Consider the following 20082-nt stretch of genomic DNA (forward strand, 5'->3'; position numbering starts at 1 on the left):
TTAAGTCGACGTGAATTCTCCGCGGCCCTCACACCCGTTCGAACGCCGCCGCGAGGCCCTGGCCCCCTCCGAGACACATCGTCTCCAGCGCCAGCTGTCCGTCTCGCCGGGCGAGTTCCCGCGCCAGGGTGGTGAGGATGCGGGTGCCTGTCGCCCCGACGGGGTGTCCCAGCGAGATCCCCGAGCCGTGGACGTTGAGCCTCTCCCTGTCAGCGGCGGTGAAGCCGTGGTCGGCCTCCCACTCCCTCAGGCACGCGAGCACCTGGGCGGCGAACGCCTCGTTCAGCTCGATGAGGTCGAAGTCCGCGAGGCTCAGGTCGAGCTTTCCGAGCAGCTCGGCCGTGGCCGGCACCGGGCCGATCCCCATCCGCGCGGGGTGCACGCCGGAGACCGCCCAGCCCAGCGGCCGGACGAACGCGCGTAGGCCCAGGTCTTCCGCGCGCCGCCGGGTCGTGACCACGCACACCGAGGCGCCGTCGTTCTCCCCCGAGGCGTTGCCGGCCGTCACCGTCGCCTCGTGATCGACGCGCGACCGGACGGGCCGTAGCGCGGCGAGGGACTCGGCCGTGACGCCTCGCCGGGGGTGCTCGTCGGTGTCGACGACGACGAGGTCCTCCTTCCCCCGGGGGACCCGCACCGGCACGATCTCCTCGTCGAAGACCCCTGCATCCTGCGCCGCGATCGCACGGCGTTGACTCTCGGCGGCCAGCTCGTCCTGCTCCTCCCGGGAGATCGCGTACTCGGCGCGGAGGTTCTCGGCGGTCTCCAACATCCCGCCGGGGACGGGGTAATCGCGGCCACCGGAGGTCACGCGGCCGCGGGCGATGCGGTCGATGAACTCGACCCGGTCGCCGCGGACGCCCCCGCGCAGTCCGAGCGAGTAGAACTCGCTGTTCGACATCGACTCGGCACCACCGGCGATGACCACGTCGCTGACCCCGACGGCGACCTGCATCGCCGCGTTCAACACGGCCTGCAGGCCCGAACCGCAGCGGCGGTCGATCTGGATCCCCGGCGTGCTGATGTCGAGGCCGGCGTCGAGTGCGGCGACCCGGCCGATCGCGGGGGCCTCGCCGCTGGGGTAGCACTGCCCGAGGATCACGTCGTCGACGTCGGCCGCGCCGAGTTCCGTGCGCTCCAGCAGACCCGTGATCGCGGCCGCGGCCAGGTCGGCGGCTTGAAGTGGCGCGAACACGCCGTGCCTGCGCCCGACCGCCGTGCGTACCGGCTCGCAGATCACGACGTCGGCCAGGGCCTCGGTCATCCGTGGGTTCACCGCGATTCCTCCCGCCTGCGGTACGTCACTCGACCATGAGGCGAATGGCCTCGGCGACCACCGCCGGCCGGTCGCCGCCCTCGATCTCGACCGTGACGAGCGTGGTGAGCTGGGCGCCTGAGGGCTTGCGGTCGAGTGAGGTCAGCTCGACGCCGGCCCGGATACGGGATCCCACCGGGACGGGCGCGGGGAACCGCACCTTGCCGAGCCCGTAGTTGATCATCATCGAGAACCCGCGGATATCCATGACCTGGTTCCCGAGCACCGGCAGCAGCGACAGGGTGAGGTATCCGTGGGCGATGGTCGTGCCGTAGGGCCCCTCCGCCGCCCGGGCGGGGTCGACGTGGATCCACTGGTGATCCCCGGTCGCGTCGGCGAACGCGTCGACGCGCTCCTGCGTGATCTCCATCCAGTCGCTGTATCCCACGTGCTCGCCGATCGCGGCCGACACCTGGTCCAGGCCCTCGAACACCCTCATATCAGTCATATCAGTCCTCTCCTCATCCCAGTCCGCCCCGCGCCACCAACTGCGAGGCGATGACGTTGCGCTGGATCTCGTTGGTCCCCTCGCCGACGATCATCAGCGGGGCGTCACGAAAGTACCGCTCGATGTCGAACTCTGTGGAGTAGCCGTACCCACCGTGGATGCGGACCGCGTCCAACGCGATCTGCATCGCCGCCTCGGAGGCGAACAGCTTGGCCATGCCCGCCTCCATGTCGCAGCGCTCGCCGGCGTCGTACTTCTCCGCGGCGAACAGGGTGAGCTGCCGGGCGGCCGTGAGCGTCGTCGCCATGTTCGCCAGATGGTGCCCGACGGCCTGGTGCTTCCAGATCGGCTGACCGAACGACTCCCGCGACTGCGCGTAGGCCAGCGAGTCCTCGAGCGCTGCCGCCGCGACGCCCAGCGCCCGGCTCGCGACCTGGATGCGGCCCGTCTCGAGGCCCTTCATCATCTGGCCGAAACCACGGCCCGTCTCGCCGCCGAGCACGAGGTCCGCGGGGGTCCGGTAGCCGTCGAACGCCAGCTCGCAGGTCTCGACGCCCTTGTAACCGAGCTTGGGCAGGTCGCGAGAGACCGTCAGCCCGGGGCCGTGCTCCACCAGCACGATCGACATCCCCCGGTGCCGCGGAGTCGCCTCCGGATCGGTCTTGCACAGCAGCGCGATGAGACCCGAGCGACGGGCGTTGGTGATAAACGTCTTGGCGCCGGTGATGACCAGCTCGTCCCCGTCGGCGCGGGCGACCGTCGACATGTTCTGCAGGTCGGACCCGCCGCCCGGTTCGGTGAGCGCCATCGTCGCCCGCATCTCGCCGGTCGCCAGGCGAGGGAGGTACGTCCGCTTCTGTTCCTCGGTCCCGAACTCCGCCAGGAGCGTGGCGACCACGGTGTGACCGCCCATCGCCCCCGCCAACGACATCCACCCGCGGGCCAGCTCCTCGGTGACCCGGACGTAGCACGGCATGGAGACCGGCATCCCGCCGTACTCCTCCGGCACCGCGAGCCCGTAGATACCGATCTGCTTCATCTGCTCGATCCAGCGTTCCGGGTAGGTGTCGGCGTGCTCCACCTCGCGCACCGACGGCTTGACCTCACGGTCGATGAACTGCCGGACCGTGGCAACGAGGTAGGCCTCTTCGTCGTTCAGTTCCGGCACCTGTCACACCTCGTCGTCGTCACGTGACCGCGGCCACCACGCCGCACGTCGCCCACCGCCGGCTGCGGCGTTCCCCCGCCATCCTCCCCACGCACATCGCTATAGTCAATAATCATGCGCATTGATTCCGGGGGCGGGCCGTACTTCGACGAGCTCCAGCGCGGCATGGTCTTCGACCGCGCGCCGGCGCTCACCCTCACCGACGGCATGGCCGCGGCCCACCAGGCCGTCCTCGGTGACCGCCTCCGCCTCCCCCTCGACCGTCACCTGGGCACCGCGGTCACCGGTGGCCCCGTCGCCCATCCCGGCCTGGTCACCGACGTCGCGATAGGCCAGTCGACCGTCGTGACGCAGCGCGTCAAGGCCAACCTGTTCTACCGCGGGCTGCGCTTCCACCGCCTCCCGCACCTCGGCGACACCCTCGCCACGCGCACAGAGGTGGTCGGCCTCAAGCGCAACGCCCCGCGGCCGGGCCGCCCGGCCACCGGGCTGGCGGCGCTGCGGATGACCACCACCGACCAGGAGGGTCGGACCGTCCTGGACTTCCACCGCTGCGCCATGCTCCCCCTGTCCCCCGACGCCGACCCCGAGCGCGTCGACCACGCCGACGACCTGTTGGTGATCGGCACCGCCGACCCCGGCCCCTGGACCGCGCCCCACGGGTGGGACGTGGCGGCCTATCGCGACGCGGTGCCCGGCGCCGGCGACCCGCTCCCCGCGCCCGGCACCGTCCTGAAGTCGAGCGCGGACGTCGTCACCGGCGCCCCGGAACTCGCCCGGCTCACGCTCAACATCGCCGAGACCCACCACGACGAGCGGGTGTCCGGCGGCCAGAGGCTCGTCTATGGCGGACACACCATCGGCCTCGCGCTGTCCCAGGCCACGCGGGCATTCCCGGCGATGCTGACGGTGCTCGGGTGGCGGTCCTGCGATCACACCGGTCCCGTGCGCGAGGGCGACACCCTGTCCAGCGAGCTGGAGGCGGGCACCGCCGAGCCGCTGCCGGGCGGCGGCACCGCACTCGATCTGCGCGCGCGGGTGCGTGCTCACCGACCCGACGGCGACGCGGACGTCCTGGACTGGGCCTTCACGGTCCTCATGCCGTGAATGCAGGATGATGGTGCACATGGATACGACAGGCGATACGCAGCGCGGGCCCGGCGGGATCTCGCGTCCGCAGAAGACGGCGCTGCTGGTGGCGAAGCGGATCGTCGAGGACATCGCCCGGCGCGGCAACACCGTCGGTGACCGGCTGCCGCCCGAGCACCTCATGCTGGAGGAGTACGGCGTCGGCCGGGGCACGCTGCGGGAGTCCCTGCGGTACTTGGAACTACAGGGGGCGATCACCCTGAAGCCCGGGCCAGGTGGCGGCCCGATCGTCCAGCAGCCCGACGGCGGGACGCTCGCCGCCGCGTTGAGCCTGCTCATGCAGTTCGAGAACGCCCCGTTCTCCACGATCATGGAGGCGAGGGCGGCGATGGAGCCGTCGATCGCGCGACTCGCCGCCGGGCGGATGAGCCGCGAGGCGCTGGAGGAGCTCCGCCTCAACGTCGAGGCCACGCGCGAGGGGGCCGAGGGGGGTGAGTACTTCACCGAGGACTCCGAGCGGTTCCACGCCCTCATCGCGTGGGGGTCGGGCAACGTCCTGTTCGGGTATCTCTTCGACGCGCTGCTCGGGATCCTGGCGGGCGCGTCCATGGGCGTGGCCTACCCGAAGCGACAGCGCGACCACACGTGCGCCATCCACGAGGACATCTACCGGGCGATCGCCGACCGCGACGCCGTGGCGGCCCACGACCTCATGGCGCAGCACATCACGGACCACCACCACTATCTGAAGAAGAAGTTCCGCGCGGCGTTGGAACAGCCGATCCGCTGGGACCTCGCCTGGTGACGAGCCCGCCCCGCCTCGCAACGCCCTCTGGACGCTGATCGGCGGGCGGCGGGCGGTCTCAGATGTGCCGACCGCCGGTGATCTCCAGGACCGTGCCGGTCATGTAGCTCGACATGTCGCTGGCGAGGAACAGCACCACCTGCGCGACCTCGCTCGGTTCGGCCGCCCGCCCCATGGGGATCTCGGCCATCTTCTCCTCCCAGATGTGCTCGGGCATCGCGAGCGTCATCGCGGTCCGGATGAGCCCGGGCTGGACGGCGTTGACCCGCACCCCGGCGAAGGCGACCTCCTTGGCCGCAGCCTTGGTCAGTCCGACGATTCCGGCCTTGGCCGCCGAGTAGTTGGTCTGCCCCACCAGCCCGACCTTCCCGGAGATCGAGGAGATGTTGACGATCGCCCCCGCCCCATGGCCGCGCATACGACCCGCGGCCGCGCGGGTGCCGTTCCAGGTGCCCTTGAGGTGGATGGCGATGATGTCGTCGAACTGCTCCTCGGTCATCTTGCGCATCGTGGCGTCCCGGGTGACCCCGGCGTTGTTGACGTACACCCCGAGCGGTCCGAACGCCTCCTCGGCGACGTCGATCATCGCCTCGACGGCGGCGCCGTCCCGCACGTCGCAGTGCACGTACCGTGCGTGGTCCTCGCCCCCCAGCTCAGCGACAGCGGCGGCACCGGCCTCGTCGTCGATGTCCCCGATCACCACCCGGGCGCCGTTCGCGATGAACGTCCGGGCGATCTCCAGCCCGATCCCGCGCGCGGCCCCCGTGACGACCGCGGTCCGACCCTCGAGAAGTCCCATCATGTATTCCCTTCGTCCAGTGTCCCGGCCAGCTCGGCCAGGATCGCCTCGGTATGTTCGCCCAGTGCCGGCACGCGTCCCATCGGCAGTTCGACGTCCGAGAACGTCATCGGCGGCAGCAGCCCGCGGACTGCGCCGGCCGGGGTCTCCACCTCACGCCAGCGGTTCCGGGCCTCGAGCTGCGGGTGCTCGATCAACCCGGCGACGTCGTTGAGCCGCGCCGCGGGCACACCGAACCGGTCCAGGCGGTCTGCCAGTTCCACCGAGTCGAACTCCTGCGTGAGCGATCCGATCAACGCGTCCACCTCCGCCCTCCGGGCCACCCGCGCGATGTTCGTGGCGTATCTCTCGTCGTCGACGAGATCCGGCCTGCCCAGTACGTCGCGCACCAGCGCGGCCCACCCCCGGTCGTTCTGGACGCCGATCATGACCTGCCCGTCGCGGGTCGGGAACGCGTCGTACGGACAGATCGAGGCGTGGGACAGCCCCATCCGGCCCACCTGCCGCCCGGCGTACATCCGGATGTACAGGGCGTGCCCCATCCACTCGGCGGTGGCCTCGAACATGGATACCTCGATCGTGGCGCCGAGCCCCGTCCGCTCGCGGCGGAACAGTGCCGCCTGGATCGCCGAGAGCGCGTACAGCCCCGTGGCGATATCGGAGACCGGAACGCCGGTCTTGGTGGCGGTCTCGGGCGTGCCGGTGATCGAGCACAGCCCCGACTCGGCCTGCACGAGCATGTCGTAGGCCTTGCGGTCCCGATACGGCCCGTCGCCGCCGTAGCCGGAGATCGTGACGACGACGAGGTCCGCTCTGCGCTCGCGCAACGCGGACGCCCCGAGGCCGAGTCGGTCCATCGCCCCGGGGGCCAGGTTGCTGATGACGACGTCCGCCCGGTCGATCAGTGCGTGCGCGACACTCCGGCCGCGGCCGGAGGCCAGGTCGAGTTCGATCGACTCCTTGCCGCGGTTCAGCCAGATGAAGTGCGACGCCTGCCCGTGGACGGTGTCGTCGTAGGCACGGGCGAAATCGCCCTCGCCCTCCCGCTCGATCTTGATCACGCGTGCCCCGAGATCGGCCAGGTGCCGGGTCGCCAGCGGCGCGGCGACGGCCTGTTCGACCGCGACCACGGTGATCCCGGCGAGCGGCAGAGGGTCGTCGGCGCCGCCCTCGCCCGGCGGGCCGCCACCGGTCTCCAAGGCGGTCACCGGCTACCCGCCGCCCGCGTGGCCGCCCGGACGAGTCCGCCGCCGATGATGAGCCTCTGGATCTCGCTGGTCCCCTCGTACAGGCGCAGCAGCCGGACGTCCCGGAAGATCCGCTCGACGGGGACGCCGCGGATGTACCCGCTGCCACCGTGGATCTGCACGGCCAGGTCAGCGGCCCGACCGACCATCTCGGTGCAGTAGAGCTTGGCCGCCGACGGGGCGATCCGGCGATCCTCACCGGAGTGGTACTTCGCGGCGGCCTCGCGGACCATCGCCCGACCCGCCATCACGCCCACCTGGATATCCGCCAGCATGGCCTGTACCAGTTGGAACTCGCCGATCACCGTCCCGCCCTGGGTGGCGGTGGAGGCGTGCGCGAGCGACTCGTCCAGCGCGCGCTGCGCGGCACCGACCGCCAACGCGGCGATGTGCACGCGGCCCCGCGCGAGCGAGGTCATCGCGGCCCGGTAGCCCGCGTCCTCGTCGCCGCCGACCAGCGCGTGGCCAGGGACGCGGACGCCCTGGAAGCTCACCTCGGCGGTCCAGGCGCCCTCCTGGCCCATCTTCTTGTCCTTCGGCCCCACCGTCACGCCCGGCGTGTCCGCGGGGACGAGGAAGACGGCGATGCCGGTGCCGTCGGCGTCGGCGGGGCGGGTCCGGGCGAACACGACGAACAGGCCGGCGAGCGGCGCGTTGGTGATGAAGCGCTTGGTTCCGTCGATCACCCAGTCAGCGCCGTCTCGCACCGCCTTGGTGGTCAGCCCCGCCGGGCTCGACCCGGCCCCGTCCTCCGTGAGGGCGAACGACGCGATCACTTCCCCGGAGGCAATCGGCCCGAGCCACCTCGCCTTCTGCTCGTCCGTGCCGAAGTTCACCAGCACCTGCCCGGCGATCCCGTTGTTGGTCCCGAACAGGGACCGCATCGCGGGGGTCGTGTATCCGAACTCCATCGCCAACTCGACGTCCTGGGTCAGGTCCAACCCCAGGCCGCCCCAGCGCTGCGGGATCGCGTAGCCGAACAGGCCCATGTCCGCCAGCCCCGCACGGATGTCCGCCGGGACCTCGTCGGCGTCGGCTATCTCCTGCTCGCGCGGCAGCACCACCGTGCGGACGTAGTCGCGCGTCGTCGCGAGGATGTCCGCGAAATCCTCCCCGGAGACCTCCGAGTCCGCCGCCGTCGTGTTCATCGCCCGCCTTCCGCCGCTTCCAGCGCGTCGCCTGTATGCTAGCAACTATTATCATCGTTTGTGGCGCATCTCAACCGCCCCCTCGGCGACGGAGGCACCGATGTCCGACCCGACCACTCCCGCGGCGGCGGGACGACCCCTCGACGGCATCCGCGTCGTCGAACTGTCGAGTTTTGTGGCCTCTCCGCTCAGCGGCCTCACCCTCGCCCAGCTCGGCGCCGAGGTCATCCGGGTCGATCCGACGGGTGGTGCCGCCGACGTCAACCGCTGGCCCCTCGCTCCGGACGGGACCTCCATCTACTGGACCGGATTGAACCGCGGCAAGGCCTCGGTGACCCTCGACCTGCGCTCCGACGAGGGCCGTCAGGCGCTGCGGGACCTCGTCACCGCGCCCGGTGCGGGCGGCGGGATCCTCGTGACCAACTCCGCGGGCCGCGACTGGATGAGCCACGACGCACTGGCCGCGATCCGGCCCGACGTCATCACCCTGGAACTACCCGGCCGACGCGACGGCCGACCGGCGGTGGACTACACCGTCAACGCCGCCCTCGGATTCCCCGCCGTCACCGGGCAGGTCGACGAGCAGGGCGGCGGGCACGGCGTGGGACAGGTGGTCAATCACGTACTGCCCGCCTGGGACGTCGCCGCCGGACTCCACGCCGCCCTCGCCGTGGTCGCCGCGGTCCGCGAACGCGAACGGACCGGTCGTGGCCGGCACATCGTCCTGCCGCTCGACGATGTCGCGTTGGCCACCGCGGGCACGCTCGGGTACCTTACCGAACCCCAGCTCGACGGGACCTCCCGGCCCGCCGTGGGCAACCACGTCTACGGGACGTTCGGGACGGATTTCACGACCAGCGACGGCGGCCGGTTCATGATCGTCGCCCTGACGACCCGTCACTTCCACGATTTGGCGCGCCTGACCGGAACGCGCGAGGCCGTCGACGCGCTCGAGACCGCGGCCGGGGCCGACTTCTCCACCGAGTCGGACCGCTACTCCTATCGTGAGGTGCTCGCCGCCCTGTTCGCCCGCTGGTTCTCGGCCCACACGACCGAGGAGGTCGCCCGGGCGTTGTCGGAGTCGGTGGTCCTCCACGAGCGATACCGCACCTTCGCCGAGGTCGTCTCCGACGGCGATCTCGTGGCCAATCCGCTTTTCGCCCGCCTCGACCAACCCGGTATCGGCCCGTACCTGGCCGCCGCCCACCCGGCCACCTTCGACGGCGCGCACCTGACCACCGGGCCCGCTCCCCGACTCGGAGCGGACACCGGCCGCCTCACGACCGGAGGATCACCGGCATGACCCACAAGCCCGCCGCGCGCGACGACGTCCCCGTCTACCTCACGCCGGAGCGTCTGGCCATCCGCGACCTGGCCCGCGAGTTCACCGCCAAGGAAGTCCTCCCCGTCGCCGACCGACTCGACCCCGAACGCGGCGACATCCCCGACGGACTGCGGCAGAAGATGGCCGACATCGGGTTCTTCGGGATCATGATCGGCGAGGAGCACGGCGGCCTGGGCCTGGGCGTGTTCGAGTACTGCCTCGTCGCCGAGGAGCTGGCCCGCGGATGGTTGTCCGTCTCAGGCCTGCTGGCACGCGGGAACGGCATGGGCGGCGGCTTCACCGACGAGCAGGAGGCCCGGCTGCTCCCCCGCGTCGCGCGCGGCGAGTGGCTGGGCGCCTACGCGCTGTCCGAGGCCGAAGCCGGGTCCGACGTCGCCAACATCTCGTGCCGGGCGGTCCGCGACGGGGACGAGTGGGTCGTGAACGGCACCAAGATGTGGTGCACGTACGCCGACCAGGCCGACTACCTGGTGCTCTTCGCACGGACCGACCCCCACCGCGATCCCGACAAGCCGCATCGCGGGATCTCCGCCTTCCTCGTGGAGAAGGAGCGCGGGGTGTTCCCGCCGGGCATCACCGGCAACCCCGTGCGCAAGATCGGGTACTTCGGCTGGCAGACCTGGGAGCTGTCCTTCGACGACTTCCGCATCCCGGCCTCAGCCCTGCTCGGCGAGGAGGGAAAGGGCTTCTACCTGGCCGTTTCCGGGCTCGAGGTCGGCCGCGCCCACACCGCGGCCCGGGCCATCGGCCTCGCCCGCGCCGCGCTCGAGGACTCGATCGCCTACGTGAAGACCCGCGAGCAGTTCGGGCGGCCCATCGGCGAGTTCCAGTACCTGCGCTTCCAGATCGCCAAGATGGCCGCGGACATCGAAGCCGCCCGCCAGCTCATGTACTCGGTGGCCACCGCCATCGACTCGGGGCGGCGGTGCTCGCTCGAGGCGGCGATGTGCAAACTCGTCGCGACCGAGATGGCGGAACGCGTGACCTCGCAGGGCATCCAGATCCACGGCGGGGCCGGGTACACGACCGACTTCCGGGTGGAGCGGCACTGGCGGGACGCGCGCCTCACCCGGATCTTCGAGGGGACGAGCGAGATCCAGATGCGGATCATCTCCGACGAGCTGCTAGGTCGGATCGACTGAGTCCCACCGGATCTGCTGAGGCGGGCGCCGCCGCCTGAGTACAGTCGGCGCCATGAAAGCTGCCGTGTGTGTCGAGACCGGATCCCCGCTGGTGATCGAGGACATTCCGATCCCCGAACCGCGGGAGGGCGAGGTCCTCGTGCACAACCACGCCTGCGGGGTGTGCCACACCGACCTGCACGTCATGAAAGGCGAGGTCGGATTCCCGCTACCCGGAGTGCTCGGCCACGAGATCTCGGGCATCGTGGCCGAGGTCGGCCGCGGCGTCACCACCGTCCGCCCCGGCGACCGCGTGGTGGGCTCGTTCATCATGCCGTGCGGCTACTGCGAGAACTGCGCGCGCGGCATGGAGGACATCTGCTCCACGTTCTTCGAGTACAACCGCCTGCGGGGGACCTTGTACGACGGCGAGAGCCGGCTCCGCCGGGCCTCCGGGGAACCGCTGTCCATGTACTCCATGGGCGGACTGGCCGAGTACAGCGTCACCCCGGCCACGGCAGTGTTCCCCCTCCCCGAGGAGCTGGACCTGACCGACTCGGCGATCCTCGGGTGTTCGATGTTCACCGCCTACGGGGCCGTCCGCAACGTCGGCGATGTCCGGACCGGGGAGTCGGTGGCGGTGGTCGCGGTCGGCGGCGTCGGCCAGAACATCGTCCAGCTGTCCGCGGTGAGCGGCGCGGAATCGGTCATCGCGATCGACGTCGACGACGACAAGCTCGCCCTCGCCCGCCGCATGGGCGCCACCCACACCATCAACTCGGCGCAGACCGACGCGACGGCCGCCGTCATGGAGATCACGGGCGGCCGGGGCGTGGACGCGGCATTCGAGGCGCTCGGTTCCGCGGTCACGACCCGTCAGGCCACCGAGATCGCCAGAGAGGGCGGCCGCGTCGTGGTGGTGGGCATCCCGCCGGCCGGGACGTCGCTGGACGCGGACCTGGCGCGCATCGTCCGTCGCAAGATCCAGATCAAGGGCTCGTACGGCGCGCGGGCCCGACAGGACGTGCCCGCCCTCGTCCGCCTGCTGGCCGCCGGAAAGTTGGATCTCGGCCAGGTCATCTCGCGGCGCGTCCCGATGGCCGAGGCGCCGCAGACCTACGAGGCGCTCGACCGCGGCGAGGTGCTGGGGCGCGCGATCGTCCTCACCGGCGACTGAGCGTCCTCGTCGAGAAGAGCGTTTCGCACGAATCCACTCGCCCGATACGGGCGAAACCGTCTTCTCGATGGCGGCGGCGGGCGGGCGCAGGACCGCCCGCACACACCGACCCCCGGCCCATCGCCATCACGGCGGGGACCGGGGGTCGGGGCGCGCAGATCGAGTCGGTCAGAGCAGTTCGATGATGGTGGCGTTGGCCTGGCCGCCGCCCTCACACATCGTCTGCAGTCCGTACTTGATGCCCTTGTCCTTCATGTGGTGGACGAGGTCGGCGAAGATGCGTGCGCCGGAGCCGCCGAGCGGGTGCCCGAGGGCGATCGCGCCGCCGTTCGGGTTGAGCTTGGCCGGGTCGGCGCCCGTGTCGGCCAGCCACGCCAGAGGTACGGAGGCGAAGGCCTCGTTGACCTCGAACACCCCGATGTCGTCGATCGACAGGCCGGACTTGGCCAGCGCCTTGGCCGTGGCGGGGATCGGCGCGGTGAGCATGATGACCGGATCGTCGCCCGCGAGGGTCGCGGTGTGCACGCGGGCGATCGGGGTGCAGCCGTACTTCGCGGCCGCCTCCTCGCTCATCACCAGGATCGCCGCCGAGCCGTCGGAGATCTGCGAGGCGTTGCCGGCGCTGATGACACCGTCCTCCTTGAACGGCGTCTTGAGCCCGGCCAGCGCCTCGACGGTGCTGCCGCGGCGGATCCCCTGGTCGGTGTCGAACACACCGTCCGGGGTGGTCACCGGCACGATGTGACCGGCGAAGAACCCGGCGTCCTGCGCCGCGGCCGCCTTCTCGTGAGAGGCCACGGCGAACTCGTCGAGCTGGGTGCGGGAGAAGCCCCACCGCTCGGCGATCATCTCGGCGCCCACACCCTGGTTGGGCGCGATGCCGTTGTACCGGTCCATGAACTGGTGCCCGTAGGGGAACGAGTCGGAGGACACGTGTGAGCCCATCGGCACGCGGGTCATCGACTCCACGCCGCCGGCCACGACCACGTCGTGGTACCCGGACTCGACCACCGCGACGGCGAAGCTCAGCGCCTGCTGAGACGACCCACACTGCCGGTCGATCGTCACACCGTTGACGGTCTCGGGCCACCCGGCGGACAGGGCGGCGGTCCGGGCGATGTCGCCGGCCTGCTCACCGGCCTGCGTCACACAGCCCCAGATGACATCCTCGACGATCGCCGGGTCGATCCCCGCGCGCTCGACGAGCCCGTTGAGCACCACGCCGGACAGGTCGGCGGGATGCACCCCGGCCAGGCCGCCCTTGCGCTTACCCACCGCGCTACGCACGGCCTCCACGATCACTGCACCCATGTGCTTCTTCCTTCTCTCTCGTGCGTCCCCCGGTGCCGGTCGACCCAGCTACTGGTAGGACATCCTAGTGTCAACCGACGTACGGCGGCGTCTTCTTCAGTTCGCCTCGAGCGATCGTGCGGCGGTGGACCGCGTCCGGGCCGTCGACGATCCGCAGGGCGCGCGCCCAGGCGTAGAAGTACGCCAGCGGGGTGTCGTCGGAGACGCCGGCGCCGCCGAAGACCTCGATGGCCCGGTCGATGACCGCGCACGCGACCTGCGGCGCGATGACCTTGATGGCCGAGATCTCGAAGCGGGCCTCCTTGGCGCCGACGGTGTCGATCATCCACGCGCAGTGCTGGACCTGCAGGCGCGCCTGATCGATCTCGATCCGCGAGTTGGCGATGTGCTCCTGCACCACACCCTGGCTGGCCAGGGAGCCACCGAACGCGTGGCGAGACTTGGCCCGGTCCACCATCAGCGCGAGCGCCCGCTCCGCCATCCCGATCGCGCGCATGGCGTGGTGAATCCGACCCGGTCCGAGACGCGCCTGGGCGATCGCGAAGCCGGCTCCCTCCTCGCCGAGGAGGTTCTCCACGGGCACCCGGACGTTGTCGAAGACGAGCTCACAGTGCCCGTGCTGGTCCTGGTAACCGAACAGGGGAAGGTTGCGCTCGATCCGCAGTCCCGGGGTATCGCGCGGGACGAGGACCATGGACTGCTGGCGGTGGGTCTCGGCGTCCGGGTCGGTCTTGCCCATGACGATGAGGATCTCGCAGCGGGTGTCGGCGATTCCGGTGATCCACCACTTGCGGCCGTTGATCACGTACTCGTCGCCCTCGCGGCGAATCACGGTCTGGATGTTGGTGGCGTCGGAGGAGGCGACGTCGGGCTCGGTCATCGCGTACGCCGAGCGGATTCGCCCCTCCTTGAGCGGCTCGAGGTACTTCGCCTTCTGCTCGTCGGTGCCGAACAGGTGGAAGGTCTCCATGTTCCCGGTGTCCGGGGCCTGCGAGTTGATCGCCTCGGGGGCGATCACGGGCGACCAGCCGGAGATCTCCGAGACCGACGCGAACTCGAGGTTGGAGATGCCCGACCACTCGGGCAGGAAGAGGTTCCACAGGCCGCGGCGGCGGGCCTCGACCTTGAGCTCCTCCATGATCGGCGGGTAGGCGTTGTCGCCGTGCTCCCGCAGGTACGCGGACCACACGGGCTCGGCCGGGAAGACATGCTCCCGCATGAACTCCCACATGTTCTCCTGCAGCTCGAGGCTGCGCTGACTGTGAGCGAATTCCATTGTTTCTACTCCTGTGAGAGCGGGATCAGTGCAGGGTCATGCCACCGTCGACCACCAGGGTCGCGCCGGTGATGAAGGACGAGGCGTCGGAGGCGAGGAAGACCAGCGCGGAGTCGAGTTCGGGCTGCAGTCCGAGTCGCCCGAAGATGGTGCTGCCGGTGATGTCGGCGAGCATCTTCTCGGGGATCTCGTCGGTCATCTCGGAGGCGAAGTACCCGGGGGCGAGCGCGTTGACGCGAATGCCACGGCGGCTGCCCCACTGATGGGCCAGGTCGCGGGTCAGGCCGAGAACGGCCGCCTTGGTCGCGGAGTACGCGGCCTGGGGTGCGAAGCCGGCGGTCAGGCCCAGCACGCTTGCGACGTTGACGATGCTCGAGCCGGGCTCCATGACGGCCGCGCACTCCTTGGCCGCCCAGTACGCGCCGTTCAGGTTTACGTCCACCACGCCGCGGAACTGCTCGGGCGTCTCCTTGAGGGCGGGCACGGCGGTGCCGAGACCGGCGTTGTTGACCAGTATGTCGATGCGCCCGTGGGCGTCCATCACCGCGCGGACCATCGCCGCGCAGGCCTCCGGGTCCGCGACGTCGCAGGCCACGGTCATCGCGGTGCCTCCGGCCGCACGCAGGTCGTCGGCGAGTGCCTCGAGCCGGTCGCGGCGCCGGGCGGCGAGCACGACGGTGGCGCCCGCCGAGGACAGCGCGCGGGCGAACCCCGCGCCGAGGCCGGACGAGGATCCGGTGATCACCGCGACACGACCGTCCAGGCGGAAGCGGTCGAGGACGGGCACGGCGGAGCGCGGTCCCGTGCGCGGATCGACGGGCGACGGCGCACCGGGATCGGCGGCGCCGGGGGTGGGATCAGTCATCACTTGGTCCCCTTCCGGGAGTCGAGGATCGAGTGGCCGTGGTCGACCAGCTCGCGGATCTGCGGGCCGATGTCCCCGAAGTTCTGTCCGGCCATGTCGCCGGCCTCGGAGCGGGTGGCCACGCCCTGGGCGATGGCGGCGAACTTGAAGGTGGCGAACGCCAGGTACCACGGCATGTGGGACGGGTCGGTGCCGGTGGCGTCGCAGTACCGGTCGAGGAGGCGCTGCGGCCCCGGCCACCCGGGTTCGGTGGTGATGGTGGGGATGAGCGGAACCGTCGGCCCGTCGGGATCGCCCCAGTACAGGACGGTCTGCGCCAGGTCGGCGACGGGGTCACCGAGCGTGGACAGTTCCCAGTCGAGGATCGCCTTGATGCGCCCTGGGTCGTCGGGGTCGACGACGTAGTTGTCCAGGCGGTAGTCACCGTGGATGATCCGCGACGACGGCGAGGTGGGCATGCTCTCGCCGAGACGCGCCGCCAGGTCGGGCAGGCGGTCGGCCCGGACGGAGGCACTGGACTTCTCCGACTGGCCCAGCCAGCGTCGGAGTTGTCGCTCCAGATAGCCCTCCGGGCGCCCGAGATCGGACAGGCCGACCGCGTCCTGGTCGACCGCATGGAGCGCGACCAGGGCGTCGATCTGGGCGTCGGCCATGGCCGCCTTGTCGTCGTCGGACTCGGCGAAGCCCGGCGGCAGCCCGTCACGGATGACGTGGCCGACCACCTTCTCCATCACGTAGTACGGCACGCCCAGGTCCTCACCGGTGGTCTCGTTGAGCACCACCTTCGCGACCGGTACGTCCGTGTCCGCGAGCCCGAGCTGGATGCGCGCCTCGCGACCCATGTCGTGGGCACTCGGCAGGAGCTCCCCCGTGGGCGGCCGCCGCAGGATGAGCTCACCGGCGTCCGAGCGGAGCGTGAACGTGAGGTTCGACTTGCCGCCGGCGATGAGCTCGGCGTCGAAGTCGGTCCACGCCCGGTCGCCGGTGGCCTCGGCGATCCTCGGACCCACGATGTCGGGGCGGAGCAGCTGGTCGAGCGACAGGCCCGTGGCCTCTGACGATGATGGGGTCATGGAGTTCGATCCTCGCTGTTGATGGGCGGCCGGGTGAACGGTTCGGAGCGGATCCGGGCTGCGCGGGTCGGGGATGCCGGGTCAGTGCTGGCCGACCCGGTGCAGGTCGTGGCCCCGGGTCTCCTTCATGAAGGCGGTCGCGACCATTGTGCAGACGCACAGGGCGATGATGTACGCGCTGATCATCCAGTACAGGTCCCACTCGATGAACTGGGCGTTGAGGTACGGCGCGCTGCCGCCGAACACGGCGACCGAGAGCGAGTAGGCGAACCCGATGCCGGCGGTGCGCATCTTCGTGGGGAACGCCTCGGACATGAACGAGGACAGGATCGACCCGGCAGCCGCGACGAGCGTCATCGCGATGAGGGACGCCACGAACAGCGTCCACGGGCGCTCGTCGATCATCCCCATGAGCACTGGCGTGGTGATGATGGTGCCGACACCGAAGATGAAGATCACCGGGCGGCGTCCGATGTGGTCCGAGAGCAGCCCCCACAGCGGCAGGGTGCCCAGGGCGATGAGCTGGCTGCCGAAGATCGCCCAGAACGCGGCCTGGGAGTCCATGTCGCGCTGCGTGATGGCGAACGTCGACGCGTAGGAGCTCCACGTGTAGTGCGCGACCGTGATACCCGAGACCATGGCGACGACCAGGGCGATCGCGCCGGCCAGCTTGCGCCGCGAGAACGTGGAGACGGCACCGGACTCGGCGGCGGCAGCGGCAGCCTTGTCGAAGACGTCGGACTCCTCCATGCCGGAGCGCAGGTACAGGACGAACAGCGCGAACACGGCGCCGAGGAGGAACGGCACCCGCCAGCCCCACTCACCGACGGCGCTCTCGGAAAGCACTGCGGTGATGCCGCCGCCGATACCGTAGGCGATCACGGTGCCGCCCATGATGGCGACGAACACGAGGCTGCCCCACATGCCGCGACGGTGCGGGGGCGCGATTTCGGCCACGTAGCTGTAGGCGGTCGCCGACTCACCGCCGTGCGCGAAGCCCTGGACCATGCGGCACAGCAGCAGCAGGCCGGAGGCGACGATCCCGAGCGCTCCGTAGGTCGGCAGCAGGCCGATGAGCAGGCTCGCGCCGGCCATCATGAGCATGGTGGTGATGAGGACGAACTTGCGTCCCTTCACGTCGGCGATCCGGCCGAAGACGATCCCGCCGAGGGGGCGCATGAGGAAGCCGACGGCGAAGACGGCCAGGGTGGCCAGCAGCGCGGACACCGGGTTGTCGTTGTTGAACATCGCGGCGGCGATGTAGGGGGCGAAGACCGCGTAGGCGGTCCACTCGTACCACTCGAACAGCTGCCCGGTGGTGCTGGCGGCCAGGGAGCGGATGCTGTTGCGGTTACCCGATGCCGTCTGCACGGGCGGCGCGGCGTGGGCGGCGGTGCCGCCGTCGTCGCCGGGGTTCAGGGTGGCCTCGGCCATGTCAGTGTCCTTCGGTGTGAGGGGTGGTTCGGGGCGCGTGGTCAGGGCTGGTCGGGGGCATGCGCGTCGCGGAGCTCGCGGCGGCGGATCTTGCCGGTCTGGGTCTTGGGCAGCTCGGGGACGAGGTGGATCTCGGCCGGTCGCTTGTAGGCGGCGAGCCGGTCGGCGGCGAACGCGATCAGCTCGTCCTCCGTGGCGGTGCGGCCGGCCTTGAGCGAGACGAACGCGACGACCTTCTCCCCGCGGTACTCGTCGGGCAGGCCGACGACGGCGGCCTCGAACACGGCGTCGTGTTCGTAGAGTGCGTCCTCGACCTCGCGCGGCCACACCTTGTATCCGGAGGCGTTGATCTGGTCCTTGAGCCGGTCGACGAGGTACACCCAGCCGGCCGCGTCCATGACGGCGACGTCACCGGTGTGCAGTCGGCCGCCGGGCATGGTCGATTCGGTGGCGGCCTCGTTGCGCCAGTAGCCCGCGACGATCTGAGGTCCGGACAGCACGAGTTCGCCCTGCTCACCCGGCGCGACGGGGGCGTCGTCCGCGTCGACGACCTCGGCGTCGATCCCCGGCAGCGGCACGCCGATGGACAGGGTGCCGCTGGCGGCGTCGACCGGCGCCCGCAGGCCCGGCGGCACGGCGATCACGCCGGAGGTCGTCTCCGTCATGCCGTAGCCGTTGTGGATGTAGTGCCCGAACCGCTCGGCGAACCGCTCGACCGTCGACGGCGGGATGGGGGCACCACCGCTGTAGAGGGTCTTGACCGCGGCGAAGTGCTCCGGCCCCGCGTCGTCCAGGCGCATGAGCGCGTTGTACGCGGTGATCGAGCCGATCGTGAACGTGACGCCGTGTTCGCGGAACGCGTCGAGCACGACCTCGGGTCGGAACCGGCCCGCGAAGACGAGCGCCGCGTCGCCGATGAGGGCGAGCGTGGCGTTGATGACGGCGCCGGTGATGTGGAACAGCGGCGCGATGGCCAGGACGACGTCGCCCGGCGCCATGTCGACGAAGTCGGCGAAACTCCGGGCGACCGCGACGACGTTGCCGTGCGAGTTCATGGCGCCCTTCGGCGGCCCGGTCGTGCCCGACGTGTACGTGAGCAACGCCAGATCATCCGGCGTGACCGTGACCTGCTCCGGCGCGCGCCCCTCGAACTGGCGGATGAGGTCGACGAGGTCCCCGTCCGCCGAGGGCTCCGCCGGCTGCTCGTCTCCGAACGCGCGGGGATCGTTCCTCGTCTGCAGATCCCGCTCGCTGGTGCTGACGACCCACGCCACGTCGGTATCGCTGACGGCGTCCCGGATGGCGGGGACGTCCCGGTCGGTGGCGATGATCCCCACGGCGCCGGAGTCGGCGACCGGGAGCCGGAGCTCGCGTCCGAAGTACATCGGGTTGAGCACCACGGCTGCGGCACCGATCTTCCACAGCGCGAGCATCGCCAGCGCGTACTGGGGGATGTTCTGCAGGTGGATGCCCACCCGGTCGCCCGGCGCGACGCCGCGGACCTGGAGCGCGGTGGCGAGCGCGTCGGACATCTCGTCGACCTCGCCCGCGGACAGCTCTGTGTCGAAGTAGGCGATCGCCACCCGATCCGGCGCCGCGGTGACGCGCTCGCGCCACGCCTCGACCAGGCTCGATCGTCGCGCGACCGCGCTCTCGTCGAGCCCTGCACGGTACAGCTCCCGCCATGGTCGCGGGTCGCTCTGACTCATCTCGCTCCTCCCGTCAGCGCCGGTGTCGACGTAGCCGACCGAGCGATCGCTCGGTGTGCCATAGTGTTGCGTACACCACATTGGGTGTCAAGCGGAGGGCGGTTATAGGGTCATGGAAATGAGCGAGGAGATCGCCACCACGGCGGGTTGGCGCGAGTTCGGAGACGACGCGCTCTCCCCTCCCCTACGCGCCGCGCTGGGCGTGTTCGCGCGCCACGGCTACCACGGAGCCTCTATCCGGATGATCGCCGAGGCCGCCGGCCTGTCGGTGCCCGGCCTGTACCACCACTACCGCTCCAAGCAGGCGATCCTCGCCGCCCTGGTCGACACCGCGATGGCCGAGATGCTCGCGAACACCGCCGCTGCAGCCGACGACGCCGGTGACGACCCGGTGACCCGCTTCGAGAACGTGGTGGAGTGTCTTGCCCGCTTCCACATGGCCCGGCGCGACCAGGCGTTCGTCGCCTCCACCGAGATGCGCAGCATGGAGCCGGAGGTGCGCGCCCATCACGTCGGCCAGCGCGACGCCCAGCAGGAGATGATCGAGGACGCCATCCGCGCGGGCGTCGACTCCGGCGACTTCGCCTGCGAGTTCCCCGAGGACGCGGCGCGGGCGATCGCCTCGTTGTGCGTCTCCATCGCCAACTGGTACCGACCCGACGGTCCGCTGAGCGCTGACGACGTCGTGTGCCGCCACGTCGAGTTCGCCCGTCGGCTGGTCGGCGCGGCCGCCCGCTGATCCCGCTGGGCGG

At 70.7% G+C, this 20082-nt stretch carries 18 protein-coding genes; 6 read left to right on the forward strand and 12 right to left on the reverse strand.

The genetic code is table 11. From position 1 onward, the window contains the following. Positions 1 to 28 precede the first annotated feature (28 nt). The 3 genes from A6035_RS10160 to A6035_RS10170 are packed head-to-tail and all read right to left on the reverse strand — an operon-like array spanning position 29 to position 2931. A complete protein-coding gene (locus tag A6035_RS10160; RefSeq protein WP_235026623.1) occupies positions 29 to 1252 on the reverse strand; it encodes an acetyl-CoA C-acetyltransferase in 1224 nt (407 codons plus the stop codon). Between the two features lie 49 nt (positions 1253 to 1301). Further along, positions 1302 to 1754: a MaoC family dehydratase gene (locus A6035_RS10165; protein WP_108847688.1), complete on the reverse strand. Its 453-nt coding sequence runs from the start codon at positions 1752 to 1754 to the stop codon at positions 1302 to 1304. A 22-nt stretch (positions 1755 to 1776) separates the two neighbouring features. Further along, positions 1777 to 2931: an acyl-CoA dehydrogenase family protein gene (locus A6035_RS10170; protein WP_108847689.1), complete on the reverse strand. Its 1155-nt coding sequence runs from the start codon at positions 2929 to 2931 to the stop codon at positions 1777 to 1779. Between the two features lie 114 nt (positions 2932 to 3045). On the opposite strand from A6035_RS10170, the gene A6035_RS10175 reads away from it, so the two are divergent. Next, positions 3046 to 4038: a MaoC family dehydratase gene (locus A6035_RS10175; RefSeq protein ID WP_108847690.1), complete on the forward strand. Its 993-nt coding sequence runs from the start codon at positions 3046 to 3048 to the stop codon at positions 4036 to 4038. Between the two features lie 19 nt (positions 4039 to 4057). Beyond that, positions 4058 to 4825 (forward strand): FadR/GntR family transcriptional regulator, encoded by a 768-nt coding sequence (locus A6035_RS10180; RefSeq protein ID WP_235026622.1) that lies wholly within the window; start codon positions 4058 to 4060, stop codon positions 4823 to 4825. A gap of 58 nt (positions 4826 to 4883) precedes the next feature. On the opposite strand, the gene fabG is transcribed toward A6035_RS10180, so the two are convergent. Genes fabG through A6035_RS10195 form a run of 3 tightly spaced genes read right to left on the reverse strand, consistent with a single transcriptional unit; the run spans position 4884 to position 8019 of the window. Further along, on the reverse strand, positions 4884 to 5624 hold the full coding sequence (fabG, locus tag A6035_RS10185) for a 3-oxoacyl-ACP reductase FabG (RefSeq protein WP_108849211.1): 741 nt from the start codon (positions 5622 to 5624) through the stop codon (positions 4884 to 4886). Further along, complete coding sequence (locus tag A6035_RS10190) at positions 5624 to 6823, reverse strand: CaiB/BaiF CoA transferase family protein (protein ID WP_108849212.1); 1200 nt, start codon at positions 6821 to 6823, stop codon at positions 5624 to 5626. Before A6035_RS10190 ends, fabG begins: the two co-directional genes overlap by 1 nt. A gap of 5 nt (positions 6824 to 6828) precedes the next feature. Then, on the reverse strand, positions 6829 to 8019 hold the full coding sequence (locus A6035_RS10195; protein WP_108847691.1) for an acyl-CoA dehydrogenase family protein: 1191 nt from the start codon (positions 8017 to 8019) through the stop codon (positions 6829 to 6831). Positions 8020 to 8119: 100 nt separating this feature from the next. Here A6035_RS10195 and A6035_RS10200 point away from each other — a divergent pair, with 100 nt between their 5' ends. Genes A6035_RS10200 through A6035_RS10210 form a run of 3 tightly spaced genes read left to right on the forward strand, consistent with a single transcriptional unit; the run spans position 8120 to position 11662 of the window. Further along, entirely contained in the window at positions 8120 to 9322 is a 1203-nt protein-coding gene (locus A6035_RS10200; protein WP_108847692.1) for a CoA transferase, read from the forward strand. Then, complete coding sequence (locus A6035_RS10205) at positions 9319 to 10506, forward strand: acyl-CoA dehydrogenase family protein (RefSeq protein WP_108847693.1); 1188 nt, start codon at positions 9319 to 9321, stop codon at positions 10504 to 10506. The genes A6035_RS10200 and A6035_RS10205 overlap by 4 nt, the downstream gene beginning before the upstream one ends. A gap of 52 nt (positions 10507 to 10558) precedes the next feature. Then, entirely contained in the window at positions 10559 to 11662 is a 1104-nt protein-coding gene (locus A6035_RS10210) for a zinc-binding dehydrogenase (RefSeq protein WP_108847694.1), read from the forward strand. A 168-nt stretch (positions 11663 to 11830) separates the two neighbouring features. Here the strand turns inward: A6035_RS10210 and A6035_RS10215 are convergent, their stop codons facing one another. The 6 genes from A6035_RS10215 to A6035_RS10240 all read right to left on the reverse strand — a co-directional run bounded on the left by A6035_RS10215 (position 11831) and on the right by A6035_RS10240 (position 19330). After that, positions 11831 to 12973: a thiolase family protein gene (locus tag A6035_RS10215; protein ID WP_108847695.1), complete on the reverse strand. Its 1143-nt coding sequence runs from the start codon at positions 12971 to 12973 to the stop codon at positions 11831 to 11833. A gap of 70 nt (positions 12974 to 13043) precedes the next feature. Further along, positions 13044 to 14249 carry an acyl-CoA dehydrogenase family protein gene (locus A6035_RS10220; protein ID WP_108847696.1) on the reverse strand — a complete coding sequence of 402 codons (1206 nt, stop codon included), beginning with the start codon at positions 14247 to 14249 and terminating at the stop codon, positions 13044 to 13046. A gap of 25 nt (positions 14250 to 14274) precedes the next feature. Further along, positions 14275 to 15036, reverse strand: a complete 762-nt coding sequence (locus A6035_RS10225) for an SDR family NAD(P)-dependent oxidoreductase (RefSeq protein ID WP_108849213.1) — start codon at positions 15034 to 15036, stop codon at positions 14275 to 14277. A 77-nt stretch (positions 15037 to 15113) separates the two neighbouring features. Then, positions 15114 to 16187 (reverse strand): phosphotransferase family protein, encoded by a 1074-nt coding sequence (locus A6035_RS10230; protein WP_108847697.1) that lies wholly within the window; start codon positions 16185 to 16187, stop codon positions 15114 to 15116. An 81-nt stretch (positions 16188 to 16268) separates the two neighbouring features. Beyond that, positions 16269 to 17621 carry an MFS transporter gene (locus tag A6035_RS10235; protein ID WP_200836296.1) on the reverse strand — a complete coding sequence of 451 codons (1353 nt, stop codon included), beginning with the start codon at positions 17619 to 17621 and terminating at the stop codon, positions 16269 to 16271. Between the two features lie 41 nt (positions 17622 to 17662). After that, positions 17663 to 19330, reverse strand: a complete 1668-nt coding sequence (locus A6035_RS10240) for a class I adenylate-forming enzyme family protein (protein ID WP_235026547.1) — start codon at positions 19328 to 19330, stop codon at positions 17663 to 17665. A 112-nt stretch (positions 19331 to 19442) separates the two neighbouring features. On the opposite strand from A6035_RS10240, the gene A6035_RS10245 reads away from it, so the two are divergent. Then, positions 19443 to 20069 carry a TetR/AcrR family transcriptional regulator gene (locus A6035_RS10245; protein WP_412523601.1) on the forward strand — a complete coding sequence of 209 codons (627 nt, stop codon included), beginning with the start codon at positions 19443 to 19445 and terminating at the stop codon, positions 20067 to 20069. The last annotated feature ends 13 nt before the right edge of the window (positions 20070 to 20082 follow it).

It is taken from the genome of Dietzia lutea, assembly GCF_003096075.1.
In the GTDB taxonomy this organism is placed as follows: domain Bacteria; phylum Actinomycetota; class Actinomycetes; order Mycobacteriales; family Mycobacteriaceae; genus Dietzia; species Dietzia lutea.

What these genes read in the sequence shown, in the direction of transcription:
- A6035_RS10165 (WP_108847688.1), bottom strand. Translation starts at nt 1,754, where the DNA reads ATGAGGGTGTTCGAGGGCCTGGACCAGGTGTCGGCCGCGATCGGCGAG.
- A6035_RS10175 (WP_108847690.1), top strand. Translation starts at nt 3,046, where the DNA reads ATGCGCATTGATTCCGGGGGCGGGCCGTACTTCGACGAGCTCCAGCGC.
- A6035_RS10180 (WP_235026622.1), top strand. Translation starts at nt 4,058, where the DNA reads ATGGATACGACAGGCGATACGCAGCGCGGGCCCGGCGGGATCTCGCGT.
- fabG (WP_108849211.1), bottom strand. Translation starts at nt 5,624, where the DNA reads ATGGGACTTCTCGAGGGTCGGACCGCGGTCGTCACGGGGGCCGCGCGC.
- A6035_RS10195 (WP_108847691.1), bottom strand. Translation starts at nt 8,019, where the DNA reads ATGAACACGACGGCGGCGGACTCGGAGGTCTCCGGGGAGGATTTCGCG.
- A6035_RS10200 (WP_108847692.1), top strand. Translation starts at nt 8,120, where the DNA reads ATGTCCGACCCGACCACTCCCGCGGCGGCGGGACGACCCCTCGACGGC.
- A6035_RS10205 (WP_108847693.1), top strand. Translation starts at nt 9,319, where the DNA reads ATGACCCACAAGCCCGCCGCGCGCGACGACGTCCCCGTCTACCTCACG.
- A6035_RS10210 (WP_108847694.1), top strand. Translation starts at nt 10,559, where the DNA reads ATGAAAGCTGCCGTGTGTGTCGAGACCGGATCCCCGCTGGTGATCGAG.
- A6035_RS10215 (WP_108847695.1), bottom strand. Translation starts at nt 12,973, where the DNA reads ATGGGTGCAGTGATCGTGGAGGCCGTGCGTAGCGCGGTGGGTAAGCGC.
- A6035_RS10220 (WP_108847696.1), bottom strand. Translation starts at nt 14,249, where the DNA reads ATGGAATTCGCTCACAGTCAGCGCAGCCTCGAGCTGCAGGAGAACATG.
- A6035_RS10230 (WP_108847697.1), bottom strand. Translation starts at nt 16,187, where the DNA reads ATGACCCCATCATCGTCAGAGGCCACGGGCCTGTCGCTCGACCAGCTG.
- A6035_RS10235 (WP_200836296.1), bottom strand. Translation starts at nt 17,621, where the DNA reads ATGGCCGAGGCCACCCTGAACCCCGGCGACGACGGCGGCACCGCCGCC.
- A6035_RS10240 (WP_235026547.1), bottom strand. Translation starts at nt 19,330, where the DNA reads ATGAGTCAGAGCGACCCGCGACCATGGCGGGAGCTGTACCGTGCAGGG.
- A6035_RS10245 (WP_412523601.1), top strand. Translation starts at nt 19,443, where the DNA reads ATGGAAATGAGCGAGGAGATCGCCACCACGGCGGGTTGGCGCGAGTTC.